The organism is Streptomyces sp. NPDC051051 (assembly GCF_040682975.1).
Lineage (GTDB): Bacteria > Actinomycetota > Actinomycetes > Streptomycetales > Streptomycetaceae > Streptomyces.
Map to the genome: position 1 here is coordinate 72,772 of NZ_JBFBCB010000012.1, position 21,667 is coordinate 94,438.

The following is a 21,667-nucleotide window of genomic DNA, read 5'->3' on the forward strand; positions in this document are numbered from 1 at the left end:
CATAGCGCCGGACTGTGGGCACAATTGGTTTCGGCGTCGGACGGCGCGCACGGGGTCGGACGGCGCGCATGGATGGGGAGGCAGGAACGACGGTGGCGGAACCGAGTACGGCTGCCGTCGACGTGGCAGACAACAGCGGTGACGAGCCGCTGACCGCACAGGCGGACCAGTCCACGGCCGACGGTGTGGCCAAGAACCGGGAGCGGGACACGGACAGCGACGAGGCACAGGGGAGTGGTGGGACCGGGGGTCCCGGAAAGGCCTCGGCGCCGGAACTTCACAGCGGCCACAAGCTCGCCAGACGCTACCGGCTCGAGGACTGTGTCACCCGTCTGGACGGCTTCAGCAGTTGGCGTGCGGTCGACGAGAAACTCCGCCGTGCCGTCGGCGTCCATGTGCTGCCCTCCGATCACCCGCGGGCCCGTTCCGTCCTGGCGGCGGCCCGGTCCTCCGCCCTGCTCGGCGATCCTCGCTTCGTCCAGGTCCTGGACGCCGTCGAGGAGAACGACCTCGTCTACGTGGTCCACGAGTGGCTGCCCGACGCCACCGAACTGACCACTCTTCTCGCCTCCGGACCGCTGGAGCCGCACGACGCCTACCAGATGGTGAGTCAGATCGCCTCTGCCATGGCGGCCGCCCACCGCGAAGGACTCGCGCACCTGCGGTTGAACCCCAACGCCGTGTTGCGCACCTCCACGGGCCAGTGGCGCATCCGCGGCCTCGCCGTGAACGCGGCGCTGCGCGGCATCATCTCCGACACCCCCCAGCGCACCGACACCGAGGCGATCGGCGCCCTGCTGTACGCGGCGCTCACCCAGCGCTGGCCGTACGAGAACGACGCCTACGGACTGTCCGGGCTGCCCAAGGACATCGGACTGATCCCTCCCGACCAAGTGCGTGCCGGCGTCCACCGCGGCCTGTCGGAGCTGACCATGCGCGCCCTCGTCAACGACGGAGCGACCGCCTCTCGGCACGAGTCCGCCTGTACCACTCCTGAGGAGCTGGTCAAGGCCATCGGTGAGATGCCCCGCATCCGCCCGCCGGAGCCCGCCTTCACCGCACCTCCCGAGTACCAGCGCACGACGTACCAGCAGGGCAGCTACGGACGCTCCTCGACGCATCCGGGCGCCACCCAGCCGGTACAGGCTCCGCCTCCCCCGTTGCAGAGCCGCACCGGCAAGGCGCTCAAGTGGGCGGTCTCCGCACTGCTCATCGCGGCCCTCGGCCTCGGCAGCTGGCAGCTCGCGGACGCCCTGATGGACCAGGGCGACACCGACGACACGAACCAGACGCAGACCACGGACGCCGACGACAACAACAGCGCCGCGCCCAAGCCGGTCCAGCAGCTCAAGATCCAGGGCTCACAGGAGTACGTCGCCAGCGGCTCCGCCCAGGCGCCGGAGGACGTCGCCAACACCTATGACGGCGACAGCTCCACCTACTGGCGGACCAAGCGCTACACGGAGGGCCCGAACCTCGCTCCGTACAAGCCCGGCGTGGGCATCGTCTACGACCTCGGATCGACCCAGGAGGTCTCCGCGGCGTCGATAGGACTCCGGTACGCCGGCGACCACACGACCGTGAAGCTCTACGCAACGGACTCGCTCACTCCGTCCACGGGCATCAATGGGATGAAGGAGATCGGCACCGCCGACGCCAGCGGTACCTCGCTGACGGTGAAGGCGTCGAAGGCGGTGAAGACCCAGTACGTACTGCTCTGGATCACCGCCGTACCGTATGCCCCCACCGACGGCTTCAGTGGTTCCGGCTACAAACAGGCCGTCACGGACGTGAAGTTCACGGGCTGAGGTCTCGTCCGAAGGGGAGGGGGTCCGATGGCAGCAGGCGCCGACTACGACGGAATCAGCGATCAGGACCTTCTCGCCCGCCACGTGGAGGGTGATCCCGACGCCTTCGGTGAGCTTGTGCTGCGTCACCGCGACCGACTGTGGGCCGTGGCCCTGCGAACGCTGGGAGACCGCGAGGAGGCCGCTGACGCGGTTCAGGACGCCCTCGTGTCCGCCTACCGGGCTGCCCACACCTTCCGGGGTCAGTCCGCCGTCACCACCTGGCTGCACCGGATCACCGTGAACGCCTGTCTGGACCGAGCCCGCAAGGCAGCCTCCCGCAAGACCTCCCCGGTCGATGACACCGAGCGTCTGGAGCAGTTGCTGGAGCCTCACGAGTCGGCGGCGGCACCCGCCGAACGCAACGACCTGCACCGTCAACTCATCGACGCCCTCGGCACCCTGCCGCCCGACCAACGTGCGGCGCTCGTCCTGGTCGACATGCAGGGCTACCCCGTCGCCGAGGCCGCCCGCATGCTCGACATTCCCACGGGGACGGTGAAAAGCCGCTGCGCCCGCGGCAGAGCAAGACTGCTGCCGCTGCTCACCCATCTGCGACCGGCGAGTTCCGGCGAGGTGAGGGAAAGCAGTCGGGGACGGAACCGGGCGGAGAGGACATCCGTCCCACTGGCAGCGGGTCCCCGGGACGAGGATCCGGACGGCGCCGAAACCGGCGATTCAGCTGCTGTGAAGGGCGGAGGTGGGCGAACGTGACCTCGACGACGGACACGGCCGGGCACCCGGACGTAGCGGAGATCTCCGAGCTCACCGAAGGGTTGCTCACTCCCCCCCGCAGCGCGGAGGTGCGCCGGCATCTCGGCACCTGCGCGCCCTGTGCGGACGTCCACGCGTCGCTGGAGGAGATCAGAGGCCTCTTGGGGAGGCTGCCCGGAGCGGCACGAATGCCCGACGATGTCGCCCAGCGCATTGATGCCGCACTTGCCACGGAAGCATTGATCAACGCCACCCCTCCGGAACCTCCGGACACGATGAGGGCTGCCGTTCCCGGAACGAGCGGCACTGCTACACGTGTTTCACGTGAAACATCGACGGTGCAGTCGCGGCCCGCAGGGCATGCTCGTCCTCCTGCCAGCGGCCCCGGTCGGAAGAGTCGCCGTCCGGGCGGGCGCCGCAGGATCGCCGTCCTGGGGACCGTCTTCGCCGTCACCACGCTGGGCCTCGGGTCGGTCCTGGTGTCGTCACTGACCGGCGACGAGGGACCGGGCACCTCGGCACCCGGTCGGCCGGCCACTGTGGCGGACACCTTTTCGGAGAGCGGTCTGGAGCAGCAGGTCGTCGGTCTCCTCGCCGCCTCCCCCGCCTCCAGTCCACAGACACTGGGTATGCAGAGCGAGCCGGAGACCAACAGTCCCCGAGTCCTCCACCAGCCCACGGTGCCCGACTGTGTCCAGAAGGGCATGGACCGAAAAGACGCAGCCCTGGTCGTCGAGAAGGGCACGTTCCAGGGGAAGGAAGCTCTCCTCGTCGTCCTCCCCGACAGCTCCGACAGTACGCAGGTCACCGCGTACCTCATGGATGCGACCTGCGTCAGCCGGCCGTCGTCCGGCACGGGGAAGATCTTGCTGAAGGACTCCTACACCCGCCGTTGACGCCTCCCGGCGTCGTCTCCGCCGTGCGTGGTGTCCCGTACGGTGTCGGCCCCTTGGTGTGCCCGGACACACCGGGAATGCGCGCCCCTTAGGATCCGTTGGGTGGGGTGAGAGTTCCCAGAAGCTCCCCCGGTCGATCGACACAGACCAGAGACGAGGAATCAAGCCGTGAGCGACGTCCGAAACGTGATCATCATCGGCTCCGGGCCCGCCGGCTACACGGCGGCGCTCTATACCGCCCGCGCTTCGCTGAAGCCGCTGGTGTTCGAGGGGGCCGTCACCGCGGGCGGCGCCCTGATGAACACCACCGAGGTGGAGAACTTCCCCGGCTTCCAGGACGGCATCATGGGCCCCGAGCTCATGGACAACATGCGCGCCCAGGCCGAGCGCTTCGGCGCCGAGCTGATCCCCGACGACGTCGTCTCCGTCGACCTCACCGGTGAGATCAAGACCGTGACCGACACGGCCGGCACCGTCCACCGGGCCAAGGCCGTCATCGTCACCACCGGCTCCCAGCACCGCAAGCTCGGCCTGCCCAACGAGGACGCCCTCTCCGGCCGCGGCGTCTCGTGGTGTGCCACGTGTGACGGCTTCTTCTTCAAGGACCAGGACATCGCCGTGATCGGCGGCGGTGACACCGCCATGGAAGAGGCCACCTTCCTCTCGCGCTTCGCCAAGTCCGTGACGATCGTCCACCGACGTGACACCCTGCGCGCCTCCAAGGCGATGCAGGAGCGTGCCTTCGCCGACCCGAAGATCACGTTCGTCTGGGACAGCGAGGTCGCCGAGATCCAGGGCGACCCGAAGCTGGCCGGTCTGAAGCTGCGCAACCTCAAGACCGGTGAACTCTCCGACCTGCCGGTGACGGGCCTGTTCATCGCGATCGGCCACGACCCGCGCACCGAACTCTTCAAGGGCCAGCTCGACCTGGACGAGGAGGGTTACCTGAAGGTCGCCGCCCCGTCCACCCGGACGAACGTGACGGGTGTCTTCGGCGCGGGCGACGTCGTCGACCACACCTACCGTCAGGCGATCACCGCGGCCGGCACCGGCTGCTCAGCCGCCCTCGACGCCGAGCGCTACCTCGCCGCCCTCGCGGACGAAGAGCAGGCCGAGCCCGAGAAGACCGCCGTCTGACCTCCCGCCCCACCCAACACATCACTTAAAGGAGCCCGCCGTGGCCGACCTCAAGCACGTAACCGACGACTCCTTCGAGCAGGACGTCCTCAAGAGCGACAAGCCCGTCCTGGTGGACTTCTGGGCTGCCTGGTGCGGCCCGTGCCGCCAGATCGCCCCGTCCCTCGAAGCGATCGCGGCCGAGTACGGCGACAAGATCGAGGTCGTCAAGCTCAACATCGACGAGAACCCGGGTACGGCTGCCAAGTACGGCGTGATGTCCATCCCGACTCTGAACGTGTACCAGAACGGTGAGGTCGCCAAGACCATCGTCGGCGCCAAGCCCAAGGCCGCGCTCGTCCGCGACCTCGAGGACTTCATCGCCGAGTGACGTTCTGAGCGTCGCGCACGCGACGAATGTTTCACGTGAAACATGAATGGGCCGACCCGAAAGGGCCGGCCCATTCGCTTGTCCGGAGAATCGATCACATAGAACCCGGCCTCCACAGCTCGTCCCAGAAACCAGTCGGAGCCGCTCACAGCGGTCTCAGCACCGGCTCCTTCTGCACGGCCCCCAGAAGCCGGTCGAGCGCCATCTCCACGTCTTCCTTCCAGGAGAGGGTGGTGCGCAGTTCCAGTCTCAGTCGTGGATGCGTAGGGTGCGGCCGAACCGTCTTGAAGCCCACCGCCAGCAGATGGTCGGCCGGGAGAAGACAGGCGGGTTCCTTCCAGCGGGCGTCACCGAACGCCTCGATCGCTTTGAAGCCGCGGCGCAGCAGATCCTTGGCGACCGTCTGGACCATCACCCGGCCGAGCCCTTGACCTTGATAGCCCGGCACGATGAACGCGGTCATCAGCTGCACCGCGTCCGGGGAGACAGGGCTCGTGGGGAACGCCGTCGAGCGGGGAACGTACGCGGGCGGAGCGTAGAGCACATAGCCCACCGGGACGTCATCGACGTAAACGACCCGACCGCAGGAGCCCCAGTCGAGCAGTACGGCGGAGATCCAGGCCTCTTTCTCCACCGCCGTCGTCCCCGTCCTCAGCGCTGCTTCGCCGCTGACGGGGTCCAACTCCCAGAAGACACACGAGCGGCAGCGCTGGGGGAGGTCCTGAAGGTTGTCCAGCGTGAGCGGTACGAGCCGACGCCCCATGAAGGCTGATCCTCGCTTCCTACGCCCGCGGCACCGCGAGCGGCTGTCAGAGCGCTCCGTTACCTGAGCCGGCCGCCGACGAACCCATCGACCACACCGATACCCACGGCCGTGCTCATCAGTCCGGCCCGGTTCATCCTTCGCCTGGCCCCTGCCTGACCCTCGCCGTTCTCATCAGGTGGTGGCGCCATAGCTCCTCGTATCGTATCCACGAGGCGATTCTCTCGACACCGCGTGAAAGCAAAGAGCGAGCCGTGCTCCGGTACGCAACGGAGGCGGCTCGCTCTTGGCAGTCGGGGGCGGGGCGGCCCTGCCGGGAAAAGGCTCAGTCGTCCGTTTCCTCGGACTCGCCCTCCACGAGGCCCTTCTGAAGGACGGGTCCTTCGCCGGGAGCCAGACTGTCGAGAATCCGCTCGAGGTCTTCCATGGAGGCGAACTCGACGGTGATCTTGCCCTTCTTCTGCCCCAGATCGACCTTGACCCGCGTCTCGAAACGATCCGAGAGCCGGGTGGCGAGGTCGGACAGCGCAGGCGACACCCGGCCTCCAGCGCGGGGCCCCTTGGATCGCTGCGGGGTCTGGGGGCGCGACCCCATGAGGGTCACGATCTCTTCGACCGCCCGTACGGACAGCCCCTCCGCCACGATGCGGTGGGCCAGCCGATCCTGCTCCTCCGAGTCGTCGACGGAGAGCAGCGCTCGCGCGTGGCCGGCCGAGAGCACACCGGCCGCGACCCGGCGCTGGACTGCCGGCGAGAGCTTCAGCAACCGCAGCGTGTTGGAGACCTGAGGACGTGAGCGTCCGATTCGGTCCGCCAGCTGGTCGTGGGTGCAGTTGAAGTCCTTCAGCAACTGGTCGTACGCGGCAGCCTCCTCCAGCGGGTTCAGCTGAGCCCGGTGGAGATTCTCCAGCAGCGCGTCCAGGAGGAGCTTCTCGTCGTCCGTGGCTCGGACGATCGCTGGGATCGCCTCCAGGCCCGCCTCACGGCAGGCCCGCCAGCGCCGCTCACCCATGATCAGCTCATAGCGCGCGGGACCGGTCTGCCGTACGACGACCGGCTGGAGGAGACCGACCTCCTTGATGGAGGTGATCAGTTCCTGAAGCGCGTCCTCGTCGAAGACCTCGCGCGGCTGGCGCGGGTTCGGGGTGATGAAGTCGAGCGGGAGTTCCGCGAAATGGGCCCCCAGGGGCGGTGCCGGAATGTCCGCTGCGCCGTTCGCCGAGGACTCCTCGGTTTCACGTGAAACAGGCGGCAGCGTGGTCACCTTCGCCGCGGCCACCCCACGGTCGGTCGTCAGGGCCGGGACACCGGCGGAGGACGTGGAGGTTCCACCTCCCACCGCGGTCTGCGCCGGCGTCCTTTCCGTCGGGGCAGCAGGGATCAGTGCGCCGAGACCACGGCCCAGCCCTCTCCGTCGATCACTCACTGCATCCCCTCCATGGTCGGGTTGTTCTGCGCGCCGATATGGGCGTGCGTGCCGTCATAGCTGACGCCGACGCCCCTCAGCGCGATCTCTCGGGCTGCTTCAAGGTAGGACAGGGCACCACTCGATCCAGGATCGTAGGTCAGTACCGTCTGGCCATAGCTCGGCGCTTCGGAGATACGGACCGAGCGGGGAATGCTCGTCCGCAGCACCTCGTCGCCGAAGTGGGTGCGCACCTCCTCGGCGACCTGTGACGCAAGGCGCGTCCGGCCGTCGTACATGGTGAGCAGGATGGTCGACACGTGGAGGGTGGGGTTGAGATGGCCTCGCACCAGGTCGACGTTGCGCAGCAGCTGACCCAGCCCCTCCAGCGCGTAGTACTCGCACTGGATCGGGATGAGGACCTCTTGGCCGGCAACCAGCGCATTGACCGTCAGGAGGCCGAGCGAGGGAGGGCAGTCGATGAGGACATAGTCCAGCGGCTGCTCGTATACCTGGATGGCTCGCTCGAGCCGGCTTTCGCGCGCCACCAGCGACACGAGTTCAATCTCCGCACCGGCGAGATCGATCGTGGCGGGAGCGCAGAAGAGGCCTTCGACATCGGGGACCGGCTGGACGACTTCCGCCAGGGGGCGGCTCTCGACCAGCACGTCGTAGATGGACGGAACTTCGGCGTGATGGTCGATCCCGAGAGCGGTGGAGGCATTGCCCTGTGGGTCGAGGTCGATCACCAGAACACGGCCACCGTGGAGGGCCAGCGATGCGGCAAGGTTGACGGTGGTCGTCGTCTTGCCCACGCCACCCTTCTGATTGGCCACCACGATGATGCGGGTCTGCTCGGGCCGCGGCAGGCCTTCGCCGGCGCGTCCGAGAGCCTCTACTGCCAGTTGGGCAGCACGACCGATCGGGGTGTCGTCCATGGGAGGCGGTGTTTCACGTGAAACATCCTCCCCCATCGACTCGGTACGGGGACCGGGGACCGGATCGGTCATCGGTCCCGCGATGTTGGCGTCGGACCGCAAGGATTCACTCTCCTCGACTTCAGGCTCGCAATGCACAGAGCCTCCCATGCCTTCGGGGTCGTGAACCAGTGAGGCCTGGTCTTCTGTGGAGAAATCCACCTCTGTGGACAACTCCGCCCCACTGGCGAGTGAGCCGAGAGGCTTCCGATCGCGAGGTTCGGCCGCAACGCGTCCGCGGCTGATGATGCCGTGCAGCAATGAGCGAGGTTTCACGTGAAACACGATGCACAGCGCTCGCGACCGAACTGCCGCGACACTCCGTCATGCGTAGGTTGGGCAGCTTGTGTGGAGTACGACTGTTCTCCGGACTGGATCAGCGACGACGACGCGTGCGACCTGTCCGGGCCGCCTTGGCACGCTTCGCAGCGAACCTCACCCCACCGGGGCTCTCGCCGACTTCGACCCGCACGACCGTGGAGAGCGGATCGACCACTCCCTCGCCGACGTGAAGGATCGACGTGCTCACCGCGCCGAGCTTGCTCAGCGCGGTGGCGGCGCTCTTCAGCTCCTCCTCCGCGGTGTCGCCCTTCAGCGCAAGCATCTCACCGTAGGGGCGCAGCAGCGGGATGCCCCAGGCAGCCAGGCGATCCAAGGGAGCGACGGCGCGGGCGGTCACGACGTGGACCGGCGGCAGCTTGCCCATGACCTCTTCGGCGCGGCCGCGCACGACGGTCACATGGTCCAGGCCGAGAAGCTCGACGACCTCGGTCAGGAAGTTGGTGCGTCGCAGGAGCGGCTCCAGCAGGGTGATCTTCAGATCCTCCCGAACCAGGGCCAGGGGGATGCCGGGCAGGCCGGCACCGGATCCGACGTCGCAGATCGTCACATCCTCGGGCACGGCCTCGGAGAGCACCGCGCAGTTCAGGATGTGCCTCTCCCACAGCCGGGGCACTTCTCGTGGGCCGATGAGCCCACGCTGCACACCTGCCTCTGCCAGGAGCTCGGCGTACCGGACCGCATCCGCGAAGCGATCACCGAATACCTCGCGTGCTTGCTCGGGCGCAGGGGGGAGTTCCGCTGCCTCCGTCACGGGGACCGTCCTTCCGTACCGCATCGACGCGTTCCGCGCCGACCACCAGAACTACCAGGCTGATAAAGACCGGCCCCGCCTGCGCGACAGACGGGGCCGGTGATACGTGCGTACTGAATCAGTTGGGCAGCACGACGACGAAGCGCTGCGGCTCCTCGCCCTCGGACTCGCTGCGCAGACCGGCTGCCTTGACCGCGTCGTGGACGACCTTGCGCTCGAAGGGCGTCATCGGGTTCAGCTTGACCGGCTCACCGCTGTTCTTCGCGTCGGCCGCGGCCTTGGCGCCCAGCTCAGAGAGCTCGGTGCGCTTCTTGGCCCGGTAGCCGGCAATGTCCAGCATCAGTCGGCTGCGGTCGCCGGTCTCCCGGTGCACGGCAAGACGCGTCAGCTCCTGCAGTGCCTCCAGCACCTCGCCGTCCCGGCCGACGAGCTTGTACAGGTCTCGGCCGCTCGTGTCACTGATGATCGACACCGAAGCGCGGTCGGCCTCGACATCCATGTCGATGTCGCCGTCGAGGTCGGCGATGTCCAGCAGACCTTCGAGGTAGTCCGCCGCGATCTCACCCTCCTGCTCCAGGCGGGTCAGGGTGTCTGCACCTTCGGCGGCGGCGGAGGTGGTGCCTTCCGTCACGGGATGGGCTCCTTCTTACTTCTTGGACGGGGACTTGGGGCGCTGCGGGCCACCCTTGCGCTGCCCGGACTGGGCCCTGCTGCGGCCACCGGAGCCGGTCTTCGGCTTGGGGGCACCGGCGGGCTTGGCGTCCTGCGGCTCGTCGGACTTCGTCAGCGAGGTGGGCTCGCCGGCCGGTTTGGTGGTTCCGGACTGGCGCTGGGCCTTGGTCTGCCGCTTGGGCTGCTGGCGCCGGGCCGTGGCCGTCGTGGCTTCGCCGTCCTCGGTGAGGATGGCGGTCTGGGCCTCGCCCCTCGCGACGGTGCCGTCGGGCTGGGCCGCGAAGCCCGCCTTGTTCAGACCGTTGATGAACTTGCGCTCGTAGTCGTTGCGGTCGCGGCCCTTGGCCACGATCGCCTTGACGATGGCCTTCTGGCCGCGGCTGCGCGTCTTGCCGTGGTGCGTGACCTGCTTGTACAGGCGCTCCAGGTAGGCGCCCTGAGCCTTGGAGCCGGGTGTCGGGTTGTTGCGGATGACGTACATCTGCTGACCCATGGTCCACACGTTGGTGGTCAGCCAGTAGACGAGGACGCCGACCGGGAAGTTGATGCCGAAGACGGCGAACATGACGGGGAAGACGTACATCAGCATCTTCTGCTGCTGCATGAAGGGCGTCTTCACCGTGGTGTCGACGTTCTTCGTCATCAGCTGGCGCTGTGTGAAGAACTGCGAGGCCGACATCATGACGATCATGATCGCGGTAACGATGCGGACGTTGGCCAGCGAGGCGTCGAGCACGGAGACGTCCGCGGCGCTGTCGGTGAACTTCGCGGCCAGCGGGGCGCCGAAGATGTGCGCCTTCTGCGCGCTCTGCAGCAGGCTTTCGTTGATCACACCGATGGTGTCACCGTTGGCGATGCCGTTGAGCACGTGGTAGAGGGCGAAGAAGAACGGGGACTGCGCCAGGATGGGAAGGCACGAGGAGAGCGGGTTGGTACCCGTCTCCTTGTACAGCTTCATCATCTCTTCGGACTGGCGCTGCTTGTCGTTCTTGTAGCGCTCCTGGATCTTCTTCATCTCGGGCTGCAGAGTCTGCATCGCCCGCGTCGCCTTGATCTGCTTCACGAAGAGCGGGATCAGGCAGATCCGGATGAGGATCACCAGGGACACGATGGACAGGCCCCAGGCCCACCCGGTGTCGGCGCCGAAGAGGGCGCCGTACACCTTGTGGAACTGGACGATGACCCAGGAGACGGGTGTGGTGATGAAACTGAAGAGGCTGGCAATCGTGTCCACTAATCATGCTCCTTGGGCATGGGACGGGGTCTCTGCGGCCGGGCTCGAAGAAGGATTCTCTCCGGTGGCCGTTTCGGCGGCGGAGGGCCCGCCCTTGCGTGCGCGCCATGTGTTGCGCAGCATCTCGTGCCACCGCGGACGCTTACGCGGCGGGACATGGTCCACGCCGCCGAGTGACCACGGATTGCATCGCAGGATGCGCCAGGCGGTGAGGGCCGTTCCCTTGATCGCACCGTGTCGGTCGATGGCCGTATAGCCGTAGTGGGAGCACGACGGGTAGTACTTGCACACCGGCCCGAGCAGCGGACTGATCGTCCACTGGTAGAGCTTGATCAAGGCCAGCAGCGGGTACTTCATCGCGCGCCCCCTCCTAGTAGCCGTTGAAGGGCGGCATCGAGGTCTTGGGCCAGCTGGGCGTGGTCGGCGTCACCCGCGCCGGGCAGCGCCCGTACGACTACCAGGCTACCGGGGGGCAGGAGGGTGACTCGGTCGCGCATCAGATGGCGCAGTCTGCGCTTCACTGTGTTGCGCACGACCGCTCCGCCCACGGCCTTGCTCACGACGAAACCCGCACGCGTCGGGGGAGCGCTCTCCCCAGGCGCGTGCGGGTCCGTTGCACCGCTTCGAAGGTGGACGACGAGAGTCGGGCGTCCTGCCCGACGACCCCGTCGTACCGCGGTCGCGAAGTCCTCGCGCCGCCTCAGCCGATGCTCGGTAGGCAGCACGACGTCATGACCTGATCAGGCTCAGGCGGACAGGTTGGCGCGACCCTTGCTGCGGCGGTTCGCGAGAATCGCGCGGCCGGCACGGGTGCGCATCCGCAGGCGGAAGCCGTGGGTCTTGGCGCGACGACGGTTGTTCGGCTGGAAGGTGCGCTTGCTCACTCGGGGGCTCCAGAAATCAATCGGTGGTGGCGGGGTGCCGTCCTGGCTGTCACCGTGCGCCCACGAGGTAGCTCGCGGTCAACGCCCGAGTGCACCGCTTCCCGATCACCTGACGTGATCTGTGCCCATCGGAGGCAGGCGGCAGCAGCCATCGACAACTCGACCTGGTCACGGTACGCGCGGCTACGCCATCCGGTCAAACCGGCCTCCGTCGGGGGACACTGTCCACAGGCTGGGGACAACAACTTGAACCGCAGCCGTCGGCCTGACTACCGTGGCTGAACTCCGATTCGTTCCTTTGTCCCTGATCCCACCCGATGCGAATCCCCAACCGTCCCACCATCACACGAACGTGGGACCCACGAGAGAGCGTGCCCTGTGGCTGACGTACCTGCCGATCTTGCCGCAGTGTGGCCACGCGTACTGGAGCAGCTCCTCGGTGAGGGCCGCGGCCAGGGTGTCGAGGTGAAGGACGAGCACTGGATCAGGCGCTGCCAGCCGCTCGCCCTGGTCGCGGACACCGCCCTGCTCGCCGTGCCGAACGAATTCGCCAAGGGCGTGCTGGAGGGCCGCCTCGCCCCGATCGTCAGCGAGACGCTGAGCCGTGAGTGCGGCCGGCCGATCCGGATCGCGATCACCGTCGACGACTCCGCGGGCGAACCCTCCGCCCCGTCGGCGCCGTCGCGCTACGACGAACCCGAGGACCAGCCGGGCCAGTACGACGGCCCGCGCGACAACCCGTACCAGGGCTACGGCCGGCACCGCGCCGATCAGTCCCAGGGTGGGGGCGACCAGGGTGCCCGCCAGGACCAGCTGCCCACCGCGCGGCCCGCCTACCCCTCGGAGTACCAGCGGCCCGAGCCCGGCGCCTGGCCCCGACCGGGGCAGGACGAGTACGGCTGGCAGCAGCAGCGCCTCGGTTTCCCCGAGCGCGACCCCTACGCCTCGCCGTCCCAGAACTCCTACGGCGGCTCCTCCGGGCAGGACGCGTACGGCCCGCCGGCCCAGGACGCGTACGGCTCGCAGGACCAGGACTCCTACGGGCCGCCCTCGCAGGACTACCGGCCGCAGGCCATGGAGCGGCCGTCCTACGACCGCTCGCCCTACGACCAGAAGCGGTCCGAGTACCAGCAGTCGCGCCCCGAGTACGACCAGCGCGACCCCACCCGGAGGGAGATGCCCGAGTCCTCGGCCGGTGGCGGTCATCCGCGCCGCGGCCCGGCCGGTCACGGTCAGTCCGGCGCCCCCGGTCCGCTGGGCGCGAAGCCCGCGCCGGCGAGCGGGCCCGGCGAGCCGACCGCCCGGCTGAACCCGAAATACCTCTTCGACACGTTCGTCATCGGCGCCTCGAACCGTTTCGCGCACGCGGCCGCGGTCGCCGTCGCCGAGGCGCCCGCGAAGGCGTACAACCCCCTGTTCATCTACGGGGAGTCGGGCCTCGGCAAGACGCACCTGCTGCACGCCATCGGGCACTACGCGCGCAGCCTCTATCCGGGCACGCGGGTGCGGTACGTCAGCTCGGAGGAGTTCACCAACGAGTTCATCAACTCCATCCGCGACGGCAAGGGCGACAGCTTCCGCAAGCGGTACCGCGAGATGGACATCCTGCTCGTCGACGACATCCAGTTCCTGGCGGACAAGGAGTCGACGCAGGAGGAGTTCTTCCACACCTTCAACACGCTCCACAACGCCAACAAGCAGATCGTGCTGTCCTCCGACCGGCCGCCCAAGCAGCTGGTGACGCTGGAGGACCGGCTGCGGAACCGTTTCGAGTGGGGCCTGATCACCGACGTCCAGCCGCCCGAGCTGGAGACGCGGATCGCGATCCTGCGCAAGAAGGCGGTGCAGGAGCAGCTCAACGCCCCGCCGGAGGTGCTGGAGTTCATCGCGTCCCGCATCTCGCGCAACATCCGTGAGCTGGAGGGCGCGCTGATCCGGGTGACGGCGTTCGCGTCGCTCAACCGGCAGCCGGTGGACCTGGGCCTGACCGAGATCGTCCTGAAGGACCTGATGCCCGGTGGTGACGACTCGGCACCCGAGATCACCTCGACGGCCATCATGGGCGCGACCGCCGACTACTTCGGGCTCACGGTCGAGGACCTGTGCGGCACCTCCCGCGGCCGCGCGCTGGTGACGGCCCGGCAGATCGCCATGTACCTGTGCCGCGAGCTGACGGACCTCTCGCTGCCGAAGATCGGCGCCCTGTTCGGAGGCCGCGACCACACGACGGTCATGCACGCGGACCGCAAGATCCGCAATCTGATGGCCGAGCGGCGCTCCATCTACAACCAGGTGACCGAGCTGACCAACCGCATCAAGGCGGGCTGACGGGGCCGCACGGACCTGTCGAGGGCGTTCCGGGAGCTGTTCCCGGGACGCCCTTCTTCGTGCCGAGGGTCGGTGCCCGGTCATCCGCTGTTCGATTACTCGCCGGGTTACGGCCACTCTCCACAGATTCGGCGACTTTCTCGCGTCCACACCCTGGGGACTGCCAAGTTGTCCAGATTCTGTCCACAGGCGGCCTGGGTGAAAGAGAATCGAGGCAGGTCACCTGGCTGTGGATTGGTGGACAGAAGTTTTCCACAGGCTGTGGACAGTGAGTCGATCCACAGCCTGTGCACGAAGTTGTCCACGGACAACCCACAGGGTCTGGCTGGTTGTCCCCAGCGATCAGTGGTTTCTCCACATGGCTGTCCACTGTTCGGCAATCCGACGCCCCTCCTCACCGGTCCGAGTGAAAGGCGTCACACGAAGATGCCGGATTGGGCTGTGGGAAAGCCGGGTAAAACTGGGGATGGTCCTGGGGAGAAGTCGCCTCACCCTGTGCATGGGGTGTGCAGAACTTTCTGTTCTCCACAGATGACCCCGGTTGTCCACCGCCTCCGTCCCCAGGGCCAGTGGACAAAATCTCGCCTCTGAGCTGCGGAAACAGGGTTATCCACGGTATCCACAGCCCCTACTACTACTCCCAACCAGAGAGAGCGAGAAATCCGGTTCGAAGGGGGTGCTGTGCACAACTCGTCGTCCGGGTCCCGGCTGCCCCTCGTCACGACTTGACCCCGACGGGCACCTACTGTCAGTGCGGTGCGTCAGACTGGTCCCCGGTGGTCCTTCCCCTCACCGGGGCCGACGACACCGAGACAGACGACGAAGGCCAGGCAGGGCGAGAAGCGCCGGCAACAGCAGGAGGCGGCAAGAGTGAAGATCCGGGTGGAACGCGACGTACTCGCGGAGGCAGTGGCCTGGGCGGCGCGCAGCCTCCCGGCCCGTCCGCCGGCGCCTGTCCTCGCCGGCCTCCTGCTGAAGGCCGAGGACGGAGCCCTCAGCCTTTCCAGCTTCGACTACGAGGTCTCCGCGCGGGTGTCGGTGGAGACCGAGGTGGAGGAGGAGGGCACCGTCCTCGTCTCCGGCCGGCTGCTCGCGGACATCTGCCGGGCGCTCCCCAACCGCCCCGTGGAGATTTCCACAGACGGTGTACGGGCCACGGTGGTCTGCGGTTCCTCGCGGTTCACACTCCACACACTGCCTGTGGAGGAGTACCCGTCGCTGCCCCAGATGCCGAACGCGACGGGCACGGTCCCCGGCGAGGTCTTCGCCTCCGCCGCCGCCCAGGTCGCCATCGCGGCCGGCCGCGACGACACCCTGCCCGTCCTCACCGGTGTGCGCATCGAGATCGAGGGCGACACCGTGACGCTGGCCTCCACCGACCGCTACCGCTTCGCGGTCCGCGAGTTCCTGTGGAAGCCGGAGAACCCGGACGCCTCCGCGGTCGCCCTGGTGCCCGCCAAGACGCTCCTGGACACCGCCAAGGCGCTCACGAGCGGCGACAGCGTCACCATCGCGCTGTCCGGCTCGGGCGCGGGCGAGGGCCTGATCGGCTTCGAGGGCGCCGGCCGGCGTACGACGACCCGGCTCCTGGAGGGCGACCTCCCGAAGTACCGCACCCTGTTCCCGACGGAGTTCAACTCCGTCGCCGTGATCGAGACGGCCCCCTTCGTCGAGGCCGTCAAGCGCGTGGCCCTGGTCGCCGAACGGAACACGCCGGTGCGGCTCAGCTTCGAGCAGGGCGTGCTCATCCTGGAGGCCGGTTCCAGCGACGACGCACAGGCTGTGGAGAGGGTCGACGCCCAGCTGGACGGCGACGACATCTCGATCGCCTTCAATCCGACCTTCCTGCTGGACGGCCTCAGCGCCATCGACTCCCCGGTGGCCCAGCTGTCCTTCACGACGTCCACCAAGCCCGCGCTGCTCAGCGGCAGGCCGGCGGTCGACGCCGAGGCGGACGAGGCCTACAAGTACCTGATCATGCCGGTTCGCCTCAGCGGCTGAGTCGCCCGGACCTGTCCACAGGCCGTGGGGGGAACGACTCCCGGCCTGTGGACGAAGCCGCAGGTGAGCGCGTGGCTGGGCGGTACGTCTGAGCGCGTATGCCCACAGGTGTGCGTGACGGTCCGGGACTAGGCTCGGACAGGGGTACGAAGGTGCCCCACACGCCACACAGCGACCTAAGGAACAACTGATGGAGCTCGGTCTCGTCGGCCTCGGCAAGATGGGCGGCAACATGCGTGAGCGGATCCGCCGCGCAGGCCACACCGTCGTCGGATACGACCGCAACCCGGACCTCGCCGATGTCCACAGCCTCTCCGATCTTGTGGACAGGCTCGAGGGCCCGCGGGTCGTCTGGGTGATGGTCCCGGCCGGTGCCGCCACCCAGTCGACCGTCGACGAGCTGGGCGAACTGCTGGAGCCGGGTGACGTCGTCGTGGACGGCGGCAACTCCCGCTGGACGGACGACGAGAAGCACGCCGCGGAGCTGGGTGCCAAGGGCATCGGTTTCGTCGACTGCGGCGTCTCGGGCGGTGTGTGGGGCCTGGAGAACGGCTACGCGCTGATGTACGGCGGCGATCCGGAGAACGTCGCCAAGGTGCAGCCCGTCTTCGACGCGCTCAAGCCCGAGGGCGACTTCGGCGCGGTGCACGCGGGCAAGGTCGGCGCCGGCCACTTCGCGAAGATGGTCCACAACGGCATCGAGTACGCCATGATGCAGGCCTACGCCGAGGGCTGGGAGCTGCTGGAGAAGGTCGACTCGGTCACCGACGTCCGCGAGGTGTTCCGCTCCTGGCAGGAGGGCACGGTCATCCGGTCCTGGCTGCTCGACCTGGCGGTCGACGCCCTCGACGAGGACGAGCACCTGGACAAGCTGCGCGGCTACGCCCAGGACTCCGGCGAGGGCCGCTGGACCGTGGAGGCCGCCATCGACAACGCGGTGCCCCTCCCGGCCATCACGGCCTCGCTGTTCGCGCGGTTCACCTCCCGCCAGGAGGACTCGCCGCAGATGAAGATGATCGCCGCCCTGCGCAACCAGTTCGGCGGCCACGCGGTAGAGAAGAAGTAGTCCACACGACCGTTTCGGCGGTCCGTCGCAGGACCGTTTCGGCGGTCCACCACGCCGGGGAGGTCGGCGAAACGACCATGCACGTCACGCATCTGTCGCTGGCCGACTTCCGCTCGTACGCCCGGGTCGAAGTCCCGCTCGACCCGGGCGTCACCGCTTTCGTCGGCCCCAACGGGCAGGGCAAGACGAACCTCGTCGAGGCCGTGGGCTATCTCGCCACCCTGGGCAGTCACCGGGTCGCCTCCGACGCGCCCCTGGTCCGCATGGGCGCCGACCGCGCCGTCGTCCGGGCGCAGGTCCGGCAGGGCGAGCGGCAGCAGCTCGTCGAGCTGGAGCTGAACCCCGGCAAGGCCAACCGTGCCCGCATCAACCGGTCCTCGCAGGTCAGACCGCGTGATGTGCTGGGGATCGTACGGACCGTGCTGTTCGCGCCCGAGGACCTGGCCCTGGTGAAGGGCGATCCCGGTGAGCGGCGCCGGTTCCTCGACGAGCTGATCACCGCGCGCTCCCCGCGGATGGCCGGGGTGCGCTCCGACTACGAGCGGGTGCTCAGGCAGCGCAACACCCTGCTGAAGTCCGCCGCGCTGGCCCGTCGGCACGGCGGCCGGACGATGGACCTGTCCACGCTCGACGTGTGGGACCAGCACCTCGCGCGCGTGGGCGCCGAGTTGCTGGCCGCCCGTCTCGATCTGGTGGCCGCGGTCCAGCCGCTCGCCGACAAGGCGTACGAGCAGCTCGCCCCCGGCGGCGGCCCGGTCGCGCTGGAGTACAAGGCGTCGGCGCCGGGCGGGGCGCACGCGCGCGAGGACCTCTACGAGCAGCTGATGGGCGCGCTCGCCGAGGTCCGCAAGCAGGAGATCGAACGGGGCGTGACCCTCGCGGGTCCGCACCGGGACGACGTGCTGCTCAAACTCGGTCAGCTGCCCGCCAAGGGGTACGCCTCCCACGGTGAGTCCTGGTCGTATGCGCTGGCCCTGCGGCTGGCCTCCTACGACCTGCTCCGGGCCGAGGGCAACGAGCCGGTGCTCATCCTCGACGACGTCTTCGCCGAGCTGGACAGCCGGCGGCGGGAGCGGCTGGCGGAGCTGGTGGCGCCGGGCGAGCAGGTGCTGGTCACGGCCGCCGTCGACGACGACGTCCCGCACGTGCTCGCGGGTGCGCGGTACGCAGTGGCACAGGGGATCGTGGAGCGCGTATGACGCCGCAGGAGCCGAAGAAGGCGCCCGAGCCCTCCGGGGTCGATCTGGCGCGCGTGGCGCTGAGGGCGGCGCGCGAGCAGGCACGCGCGCGTGGGGAGGCGGTGCAGCAGAAGAAGCAGGCGCGGCGCGGCGGCGGCCTGCGCTCCGGCGCGCGGGCGGACGGCCGTGACCCCATGGCGCTCGGTGCGGCGATCAACCGGCTCCTCACCGAGCGCGGCTGGGAGGCGCCGGCCGCGGTGGGCGGAGTGATGGGGCGCTGGCCGCGGATCGTCGGCGAGGACGTCGCCAAGCACTGCGAGCCGGAGAGGTACGACGAGGACGAGCGGGTGCTGTTCGTGCGCTGCGACTCCACGGCCTGGGCGACGAACCTGCGGCTGCTCGCCCCGACCCTGGTCGCCCGGCTCAACGAGGACCTCGGCCACGGCCGGGTGCGGCAGATCAGGGTGCAGGGTCCGGCGGGCCCGGTCCGTCGTTACGGCCCTCTGCGGGCCCCGGGCAGCAAGGGACCGGGCGACACCTACGGGTGACATCTGTCACGTACTCCGGCCGGGGCGGTGCTGTCGTACCGTCCCGGCCGTCTTCGTGTGCGGGCGCGCGGGTCCGTGCTGCTCGCGAGTGGTCCGGACCCGTTCCAGGGCCGTCCGGGAACGGGTCCGGACCCGCTCCAGGAGAGGCCGTGCGAGGTGCGGACGAGGTGGCGGAACCGGAACTGACTCGCCGGTAGCCAAGGGTTGACACCCGGAAGCGCTGAGTGCCTCCGTGAGCCTCTTGGGGGCCCGCTCCGTATATGGGGACCCGGTGGAGACCGGTTGAGGGCGGCACATGCGGACTCAGGTACCGGCAAACCCCCATCACTGTCAGCGCTACCGGTAGAATGGAAGCCAATCCCGCCCCGAACGTGGGGACCGCCCGGGAGACGCTGAGCAACGCTGATCAAGGCTTACCAACGCAACATGCCGCAGCCGCTCCGGCAACCCGCCGACGAGCCCGGCTCGTGCTGTGCCAGAAAGGGCGCTTCGTGGCCGATTCCGGCAACCCCAACGAGAACATCCCGTCCACCGACGCCGGCGTCACCAGCGAGGCCGTGACCTCGACCAGCGAGGTCACGGCCTCCTACGACGCCAGCGCCATCACCGTCCTCGAGGGCCTGGACGCGGTCCGCAAGCGACCCGGTATGTACATCGGCTCGACCGGCGAGCGCGGTCTGCACCACCTGGTGCAGGAGGTCGTCGACAACTCCGTCGACGAGGCGCTGGCCGGGCACGCGGACACCATCGACGTGACGATCCTGGCCGACGGCGGCGTGCGCGTCGTCGACAACGGCCGCGGCATCCCGGTGGGCATCGTCCCCTCCGAGGGGAAGCCGGCCGTCGAGGTCGTGCTGACCGTGCTGCACGCGGGCGGCAAGTTCGGCGGCGGCGGCTACGCGGTCTCCGGCGGTCTGCACGGTGTCGGTGTCTCCGTCGTGAACGCCCTGTCGTCCAAGGTCTCCGTCGAGGTGCGGACCGACGGCCACCGCTGGACGCAGGACTACAAGATGGGCGTCCCGACGGCCCCGCTGGCCCAGCACGAGGCCACGGAGGAGACCGGTACCTCGGTCACCTTCTGGGCCGACGGCGACATCTTCGAGACCACCGAGTACTCCTTCGAGACGCTGTCGCGGCGCTTCCAGGAGATGGCGTTCCTCAACAAGGGTTTGACGATCAAACTCACTGACGAGCGCGAGTCGGCGAAGGCCGTGACCGGTGCGGACGAGGCGGGCGCCGACGTGAAGGACGAGGTCAAGTCCGTCACGTACCACTACGAGGGCGGCATCGTCGACTTCGTGAAATACCTCAACTCCCGCAAGGGAGAGGCGGTCCACCCCACCATCATCGACCTCGAGGCCGAGGACAAGGACAAGAACCTGTCCCTCGAGGTCGCGTTGCAGTGGAACAGCGGCTACAGCGAGGGCGTGTACTCCTTCGCCAACATCATCCACACCCACGAGGGCGGTACGCACGAGGAGGGCTTCCGTGCGGCGCTGACCTCGCTGATCAACAAGTACGCGCGCGACAAGAAGCTGCTGCGCGAGAAGGACGACAACCTCACGGGCGACGACATCCGCGAGGGTCTGACCGCGATCATCTCGGTGAAGCTCAGCGAGCCCCAGTTCGAGGGCCAGACCAAGACCAAGCTGGGCAATACGGAGGCGAAGACCTTCGTCCAGAAGGCGGTCTACGAGCACCTCAACGACTGGCTGGACCGCAACCCGGTCGAGGCGGCGGACATCATCCGCAAGGGCATCCAGGCGGCCACCGCGCGCGTGGCGGCCCGCAAGGCCCGCGACCTCACGCGCCGCAAGGGCCTGCTGGAGTCGGCGTCGCTGCCGGGCAAGCTCTCCGACTGCCAGTCGAACGACCCCACCAAGTGCGAGATCTTCATCGTCGAGGGTGACTCCGCCGGCGGCTCGGCCAAGTCCGGCCGGAACCCGCAGTACCAGGCGATCCTCCCGATCCGCGGCAAGATCCTCAACGTGGAGAAGGCCAGGATCGACAAGATTCTGCAGAACCAGGAGATCCAGGCGCTGATCTCGGCCTTCGGCACGGGTGTGCACGAGGACTTCGACATCGAGAAGCTGCGCTATCACAAGATCATCCTGATGGCGGACGCCGATGTCGACGGCCAGCACATCAGCACCCTGCTGCTGACCTTCCTGTTCCGCTTCATGCGGCCGCTGGTCGAGGCCGGGCACGTGTATCTCTCCCGTCCCCCGCTCTACAAGATCAAGTGGGGCCGGGACGACGTGGAGTACGCGTACTCCGACCGCGAGCGGGACGCGCTGATCGAGATGGGCCGCCAGCGCGGCAAGCGGGTGCGCGAGGACTCCATCCAGCGCTTCAAGGGGCTCGGCGAGATGAACGCCGAGGAACTGCGCGTCACGACGATGGACCAGGAGCACCGCGTCCTCGGCCAGGTCACCCTCGACGACGCAGCCCAGGCCGACGACCTGTTCTCGGTCCTCATGGGCGAGGACGTCGAGGCGCGCCGCGCCTTCATCCAGCGCAACGCCAAGGACGTCCGCTTCCTCGACATCTGAGT

20 protein-coding genes are annotated in these 21,667 nt (G+C 68.3%); 11 read left to right on the forward strand and 9 right to left on the reverse strand.

From position 1 onward, the window contains the following. Positions 1 to 92 precede the first annotated feature (92 nt). The 5 genes from AB0N31_RS12180 (at position 93) to trxA (ending at position 4,964) form a co-directional block, all read left to right on the forward strand. Positions 93 to 1,808, forward strand: coding sequence for a protein kinase family protein (locus AB0N31_RS12180; protein ID WP_366058274.1), 1,716 nt, complete (start codon positions 93 to 95; stop codon positions 1,806 to 1,808). 27 nt (positions 1,809 to 1,835) lie between these two features. Continuing rightward, a complete protein-coding gene (gene sigM, locus AB0N31_RS12185; RefSeq protein ID WP_366058275.1) occupies positions 1,836 to 2,561 on the forward strand; it encodes an RNA polymerase sigma factor SigM in 726 nt (241 codons plus the stop codon). Between the two features lie 539 nt (positions 2,562 to 3,100). Next, positions 3,101 to 3,457, forward strand: a complete 357-nt coding sequence (locus tag AB0N31_RS12190; protein ID WP_366058276.1) for a hypothetical protein — start codon at positions 3,101 to 3,103, stop codon at positions 3,455 to 3,457. 168 nt (positions 3,458 to 3,625) lie between these two features. Continuing rightward, positions 3,626 to 4,594 carry a thioredoxin-disulfide reductase gene (gene trxB, locus AB0N31_RS12195; protein WP_363092305.1) on the forward strand — a complete coding sequence of 323 codons (969 nt, stop codon included), beginning with the start codon at positions 3,626 to 3,628 and terminating at the stop codon, positions 4,592 to 4,594. 40 nt (positions 4,595 to 4,634) lie between these two features. Then, positions 4,635 to 4,964, forward strand: coding sequence for a thioredoxin (gene trxA, locus AB0N31_RS12200; protein WP_363092304.1), 330 nt, complete (start codon positions 4,635 to 4,637; stop codon positions 4,962 to 4,964). A gap of 145 nt (positions 4,965 to 5,109) precedes the next feature. Here trxA and AB0N31_RS12205 read toward each other — a convergent pair whose 3' ends face one another. The 9 genes from AB0N31_RS12205 to rpmH all read right to left on the reverse strand — a co-directional run bounded on the left by AB0N31_RS12205 (position 5,110) and on the right by rpmH (position 11,992). Next, positions 5,110 to 5,727 (reverse strand): GNAT family N-acetyltransferase, encoded by a 618-nt coding sequence (locus AB0N31_RS12205; RefSeq protein WP_366058277.1) that lies wholly within the window; start codon positions 5,725 to 5,727, stop codon positions 5,110 to 5,112. Between the two features lie 325 nt (positions 5,728 to 6,052). Next, a complete protein-coding gene (locus AB0N31_RS12210) occupies positions 6,053 to 7,153 on the reverse strand; it encodes a ParB/RepB/Spo0J family partition protein (protein WP_366058278.1) in 1,101 nt (366 codons plus the stop codon). Next, positions 7,150 to 8,220 carry a ParA family protein gene (locus tag AB0N31_RS12215; RefSeq protein ID WP_366058340.1) on the reverse strand — a complete coding sequence of 357 codons (1,071 nt, stop codon included), beginning with the start codon at positions 8,218 to 8,220 and terminating at the stop codon, positions 7,150 to 7,152. The genes AB0N31_RS12210 and AB0N31_RS12215 overlap by 4 nt, the downstream gene beginning before the upstream one ends. Positions 8,221 to 8,485: 265 nt before the next feature. Further along, positions 8,486 to 9,202, reverse strand: a complete 717-nt coding sequence (gene rsmG, locus AB0N31_RS12220) for a 16S rRNA (guanine(527)-N(7))-methyltransferase RsmG (RefSeq protein WP_366058279.1) — start codon at positions 9,200 to 9,202, stop codon at positions 8,486 to 8,488. A gap of 118 nt (positions 9,203 to 9,320) precedes the next feature. Beyond that, complete coding sequence (locus AB0N31_RS12225; RefSeq protein WP_366058280.1) at positions 9,321 to 9,833, reverse strand: R3H domain-containing nucleic acid-binding protein; 513 nt, start codon at positions 9,831 to 9,833, stop codon at positions 9,321 to 9,323. Between the two features lie 15 nt (positions 9,834 to 9,848). Continuing rightward, positions 9,849 to 11,108 (reverse strand): membrane protein insertase YidC, encoded by a 1,260-nt coding sequence (yidC, locus tag AB0N31_RS12230; protein WP_366058281.1) that lies wholly within the window; start codon positions 11,106 to 11,108, stop codon positions 9,849 to 9,851. A 3-nt stretch (positions 11,109 to 11,111) separates the two neighbouring features. Further along, positions 11,112 to 11,465, reverse strand: coding sequence for a membrane protein insertion efficiency factor YidD (gene yidD / locus AB0N31_RS12235; RefSeq protein WP_366058282.1), 354 nt, complete (start codon positions 11,463 to 11,465; stop codon positions 11,112 to 11,114). Next, positions 11,462 to 11,833 carry a ribonuclease P protein component gene (gene rnpA, locus AB0N31_RS12240; RefSeq protein WP_366058283.1) on the reverse strand — a complete coding sequence of 124 codons (372 nt, stop codon included), beginning with the start codon at positions 11,831 to 11,833 and terminating at the stop codon, positions 11,462 to 11,464. Before rnpA ends, yidD begins: the two co-directional genes overlap by 4 nt. A 21-nt stretch (positions 11,834 to 11,854) precedes the next feature. After that, entirely contained in the window at positions 11,855 to 11,992 is a 138-nt protein-coding gene (gene rpmH / locus AB0N31_RS12245) for a 50S ribosomal protein L34 (protein ID WP_018846094.1), read from the reverse strand. Between the two features lie 378 nt (positions 11,993 to 12,370). On the opposite strand from rpmH, the gene dnaA reads away from it, so the two are divergent. The 6 genes from dnaA to gyrB all read left to right on the forward strand — a co-directional run bounded on the left by dnaA (position 12,371) and on the right by gyrB (position 21,665). Next, complete coding sequence (gene dnaA, locus AB0N31_RS12250; protein WP_366058284.1) at positions 12,371 to 14,320, forward strand: chromosomal replication initiator protein DnaA; 1,950 nt, start codon at positions 12,371 to 12,373, stop codon at positions 14,318 to 14,320. A gap of 870 nt (positions 14,321 to 15,190) precedes the next feature. Continuing rightward, positions 15,191 to 16,321, forward strand: coding sequence for a DNA polymerase III subunit beta (dnaN, locus tag AB0N31_RS12255; protein ID WP_363092295.1), 1,131 nt, complete (start codon positions 15,191 to 15,193; stop codon positions 16,319 to 16,321). A gap of 190 nt (positions 16,322 to 16,511) precedes the next feature. Then, positions 16,512 to 17,387, forward strand: a complete 876-nt coding sequence (gene gnd, locus AB0N31_RS12260; protein ID WP_366058285.1) for a phosphogluconate dehydrogenase (NAD(+)-dependent, decarboxylating) — start codon at positions 16,512 to 16,514, stop codon at positions 17,385 to 17,387. Positions 17,388 to 17,464: 77 nt separating this feature from the next. Further along, entirely contained in the window at positions 17,465 to 18,586 is a 1,122-nt protein-coding gene (recF, locus tag AB0N31_RS12265) for a DNA replication/repair protein RecF (protein ID WP_366058286.1), read from the forward strand. Continuing rightward, the gene (locus AB0N31_RS12270) at positions 18,583 to 19,113 is read left to right on the forward strand and encodes a DciA family protein (protein ID WP_366058287.1); all 531 of its coding nucleotides are present in this window, start codon (positions 18,583 to 18,585) and stop codon (positions 19,111 to 19,113) included. Before recF ends, AB0N31_RS12270 begins: the two co-directional genes overlap by 4 nt. A 467-nt stretch (positions 19,114 to 19,580) precedes the next feature. Further along, on the forward strand, positions 19,581 to 21,665 hold the full coding sequence (gene gyrB, locus AB0N31_RS12275; RefSeq protein WP_366058288.1) for a DNA topoisomerase (ATP-hydrolyzing) subunit B: 2,085 nt from the start codon (positions 19,581 to 19,583) through the stop codon (positions 21,663 to 21,665). Positions 21,666 to 21,667: the final 2 nt, after the last annotated feature.

Bases quoted from the DNA above. Each gene is read 5' to 3' on its own strand.
- sigM (WP_366058275.1), top strand. From the start codon at position 1,836: ATGGCAGCAGGCGCCGACTACGACGGAATCAGCGATCAGGACCTTCTC.
- AB0N31_RS12205 (WP_366058277.1), bottom strand. From the start codon at position 5,727: ATGGGGCGTCGGCTCGTACCGCTCACGCTGGACAACCTTCAGGACCTC.
- AB0N31_RS12215 (WP_366058340.1), bottom strand. From the start codon at position 8,220: ATGGGAGGCTCTGTGCATTGCGAGCCTGAAGTCGAGGAGAGTGAATCC.
- yidD (WP_366058282.1), bottom strand. From the start codon at position 11,465: ATGAAGTACCCGCTGCTGGCCTTGATCAAGCTCTACCAGTGGACGATC.
- gnd (WP_366058285.1), top strand. From the start codon at position 16,512: ATGGAGCTCGGTCTCGTCGGCCTCGGCAAGATGGGCGGCAACATGCGT.
- recF (WP_366058286.1), top strand. From the start codon at position 17,465: ATGCACGTCACGCATCTGTCGCTGGCCGACTTCCGCTCGTACGCCCGG.
- AB0N31_RS12270 (WP_366058287.1), top strand. From the start codon at position 18,583: ATGACGCCGCAGGAGCCGAAGAAGGCGCCCGAGCCCTCCGGGGTCGAT.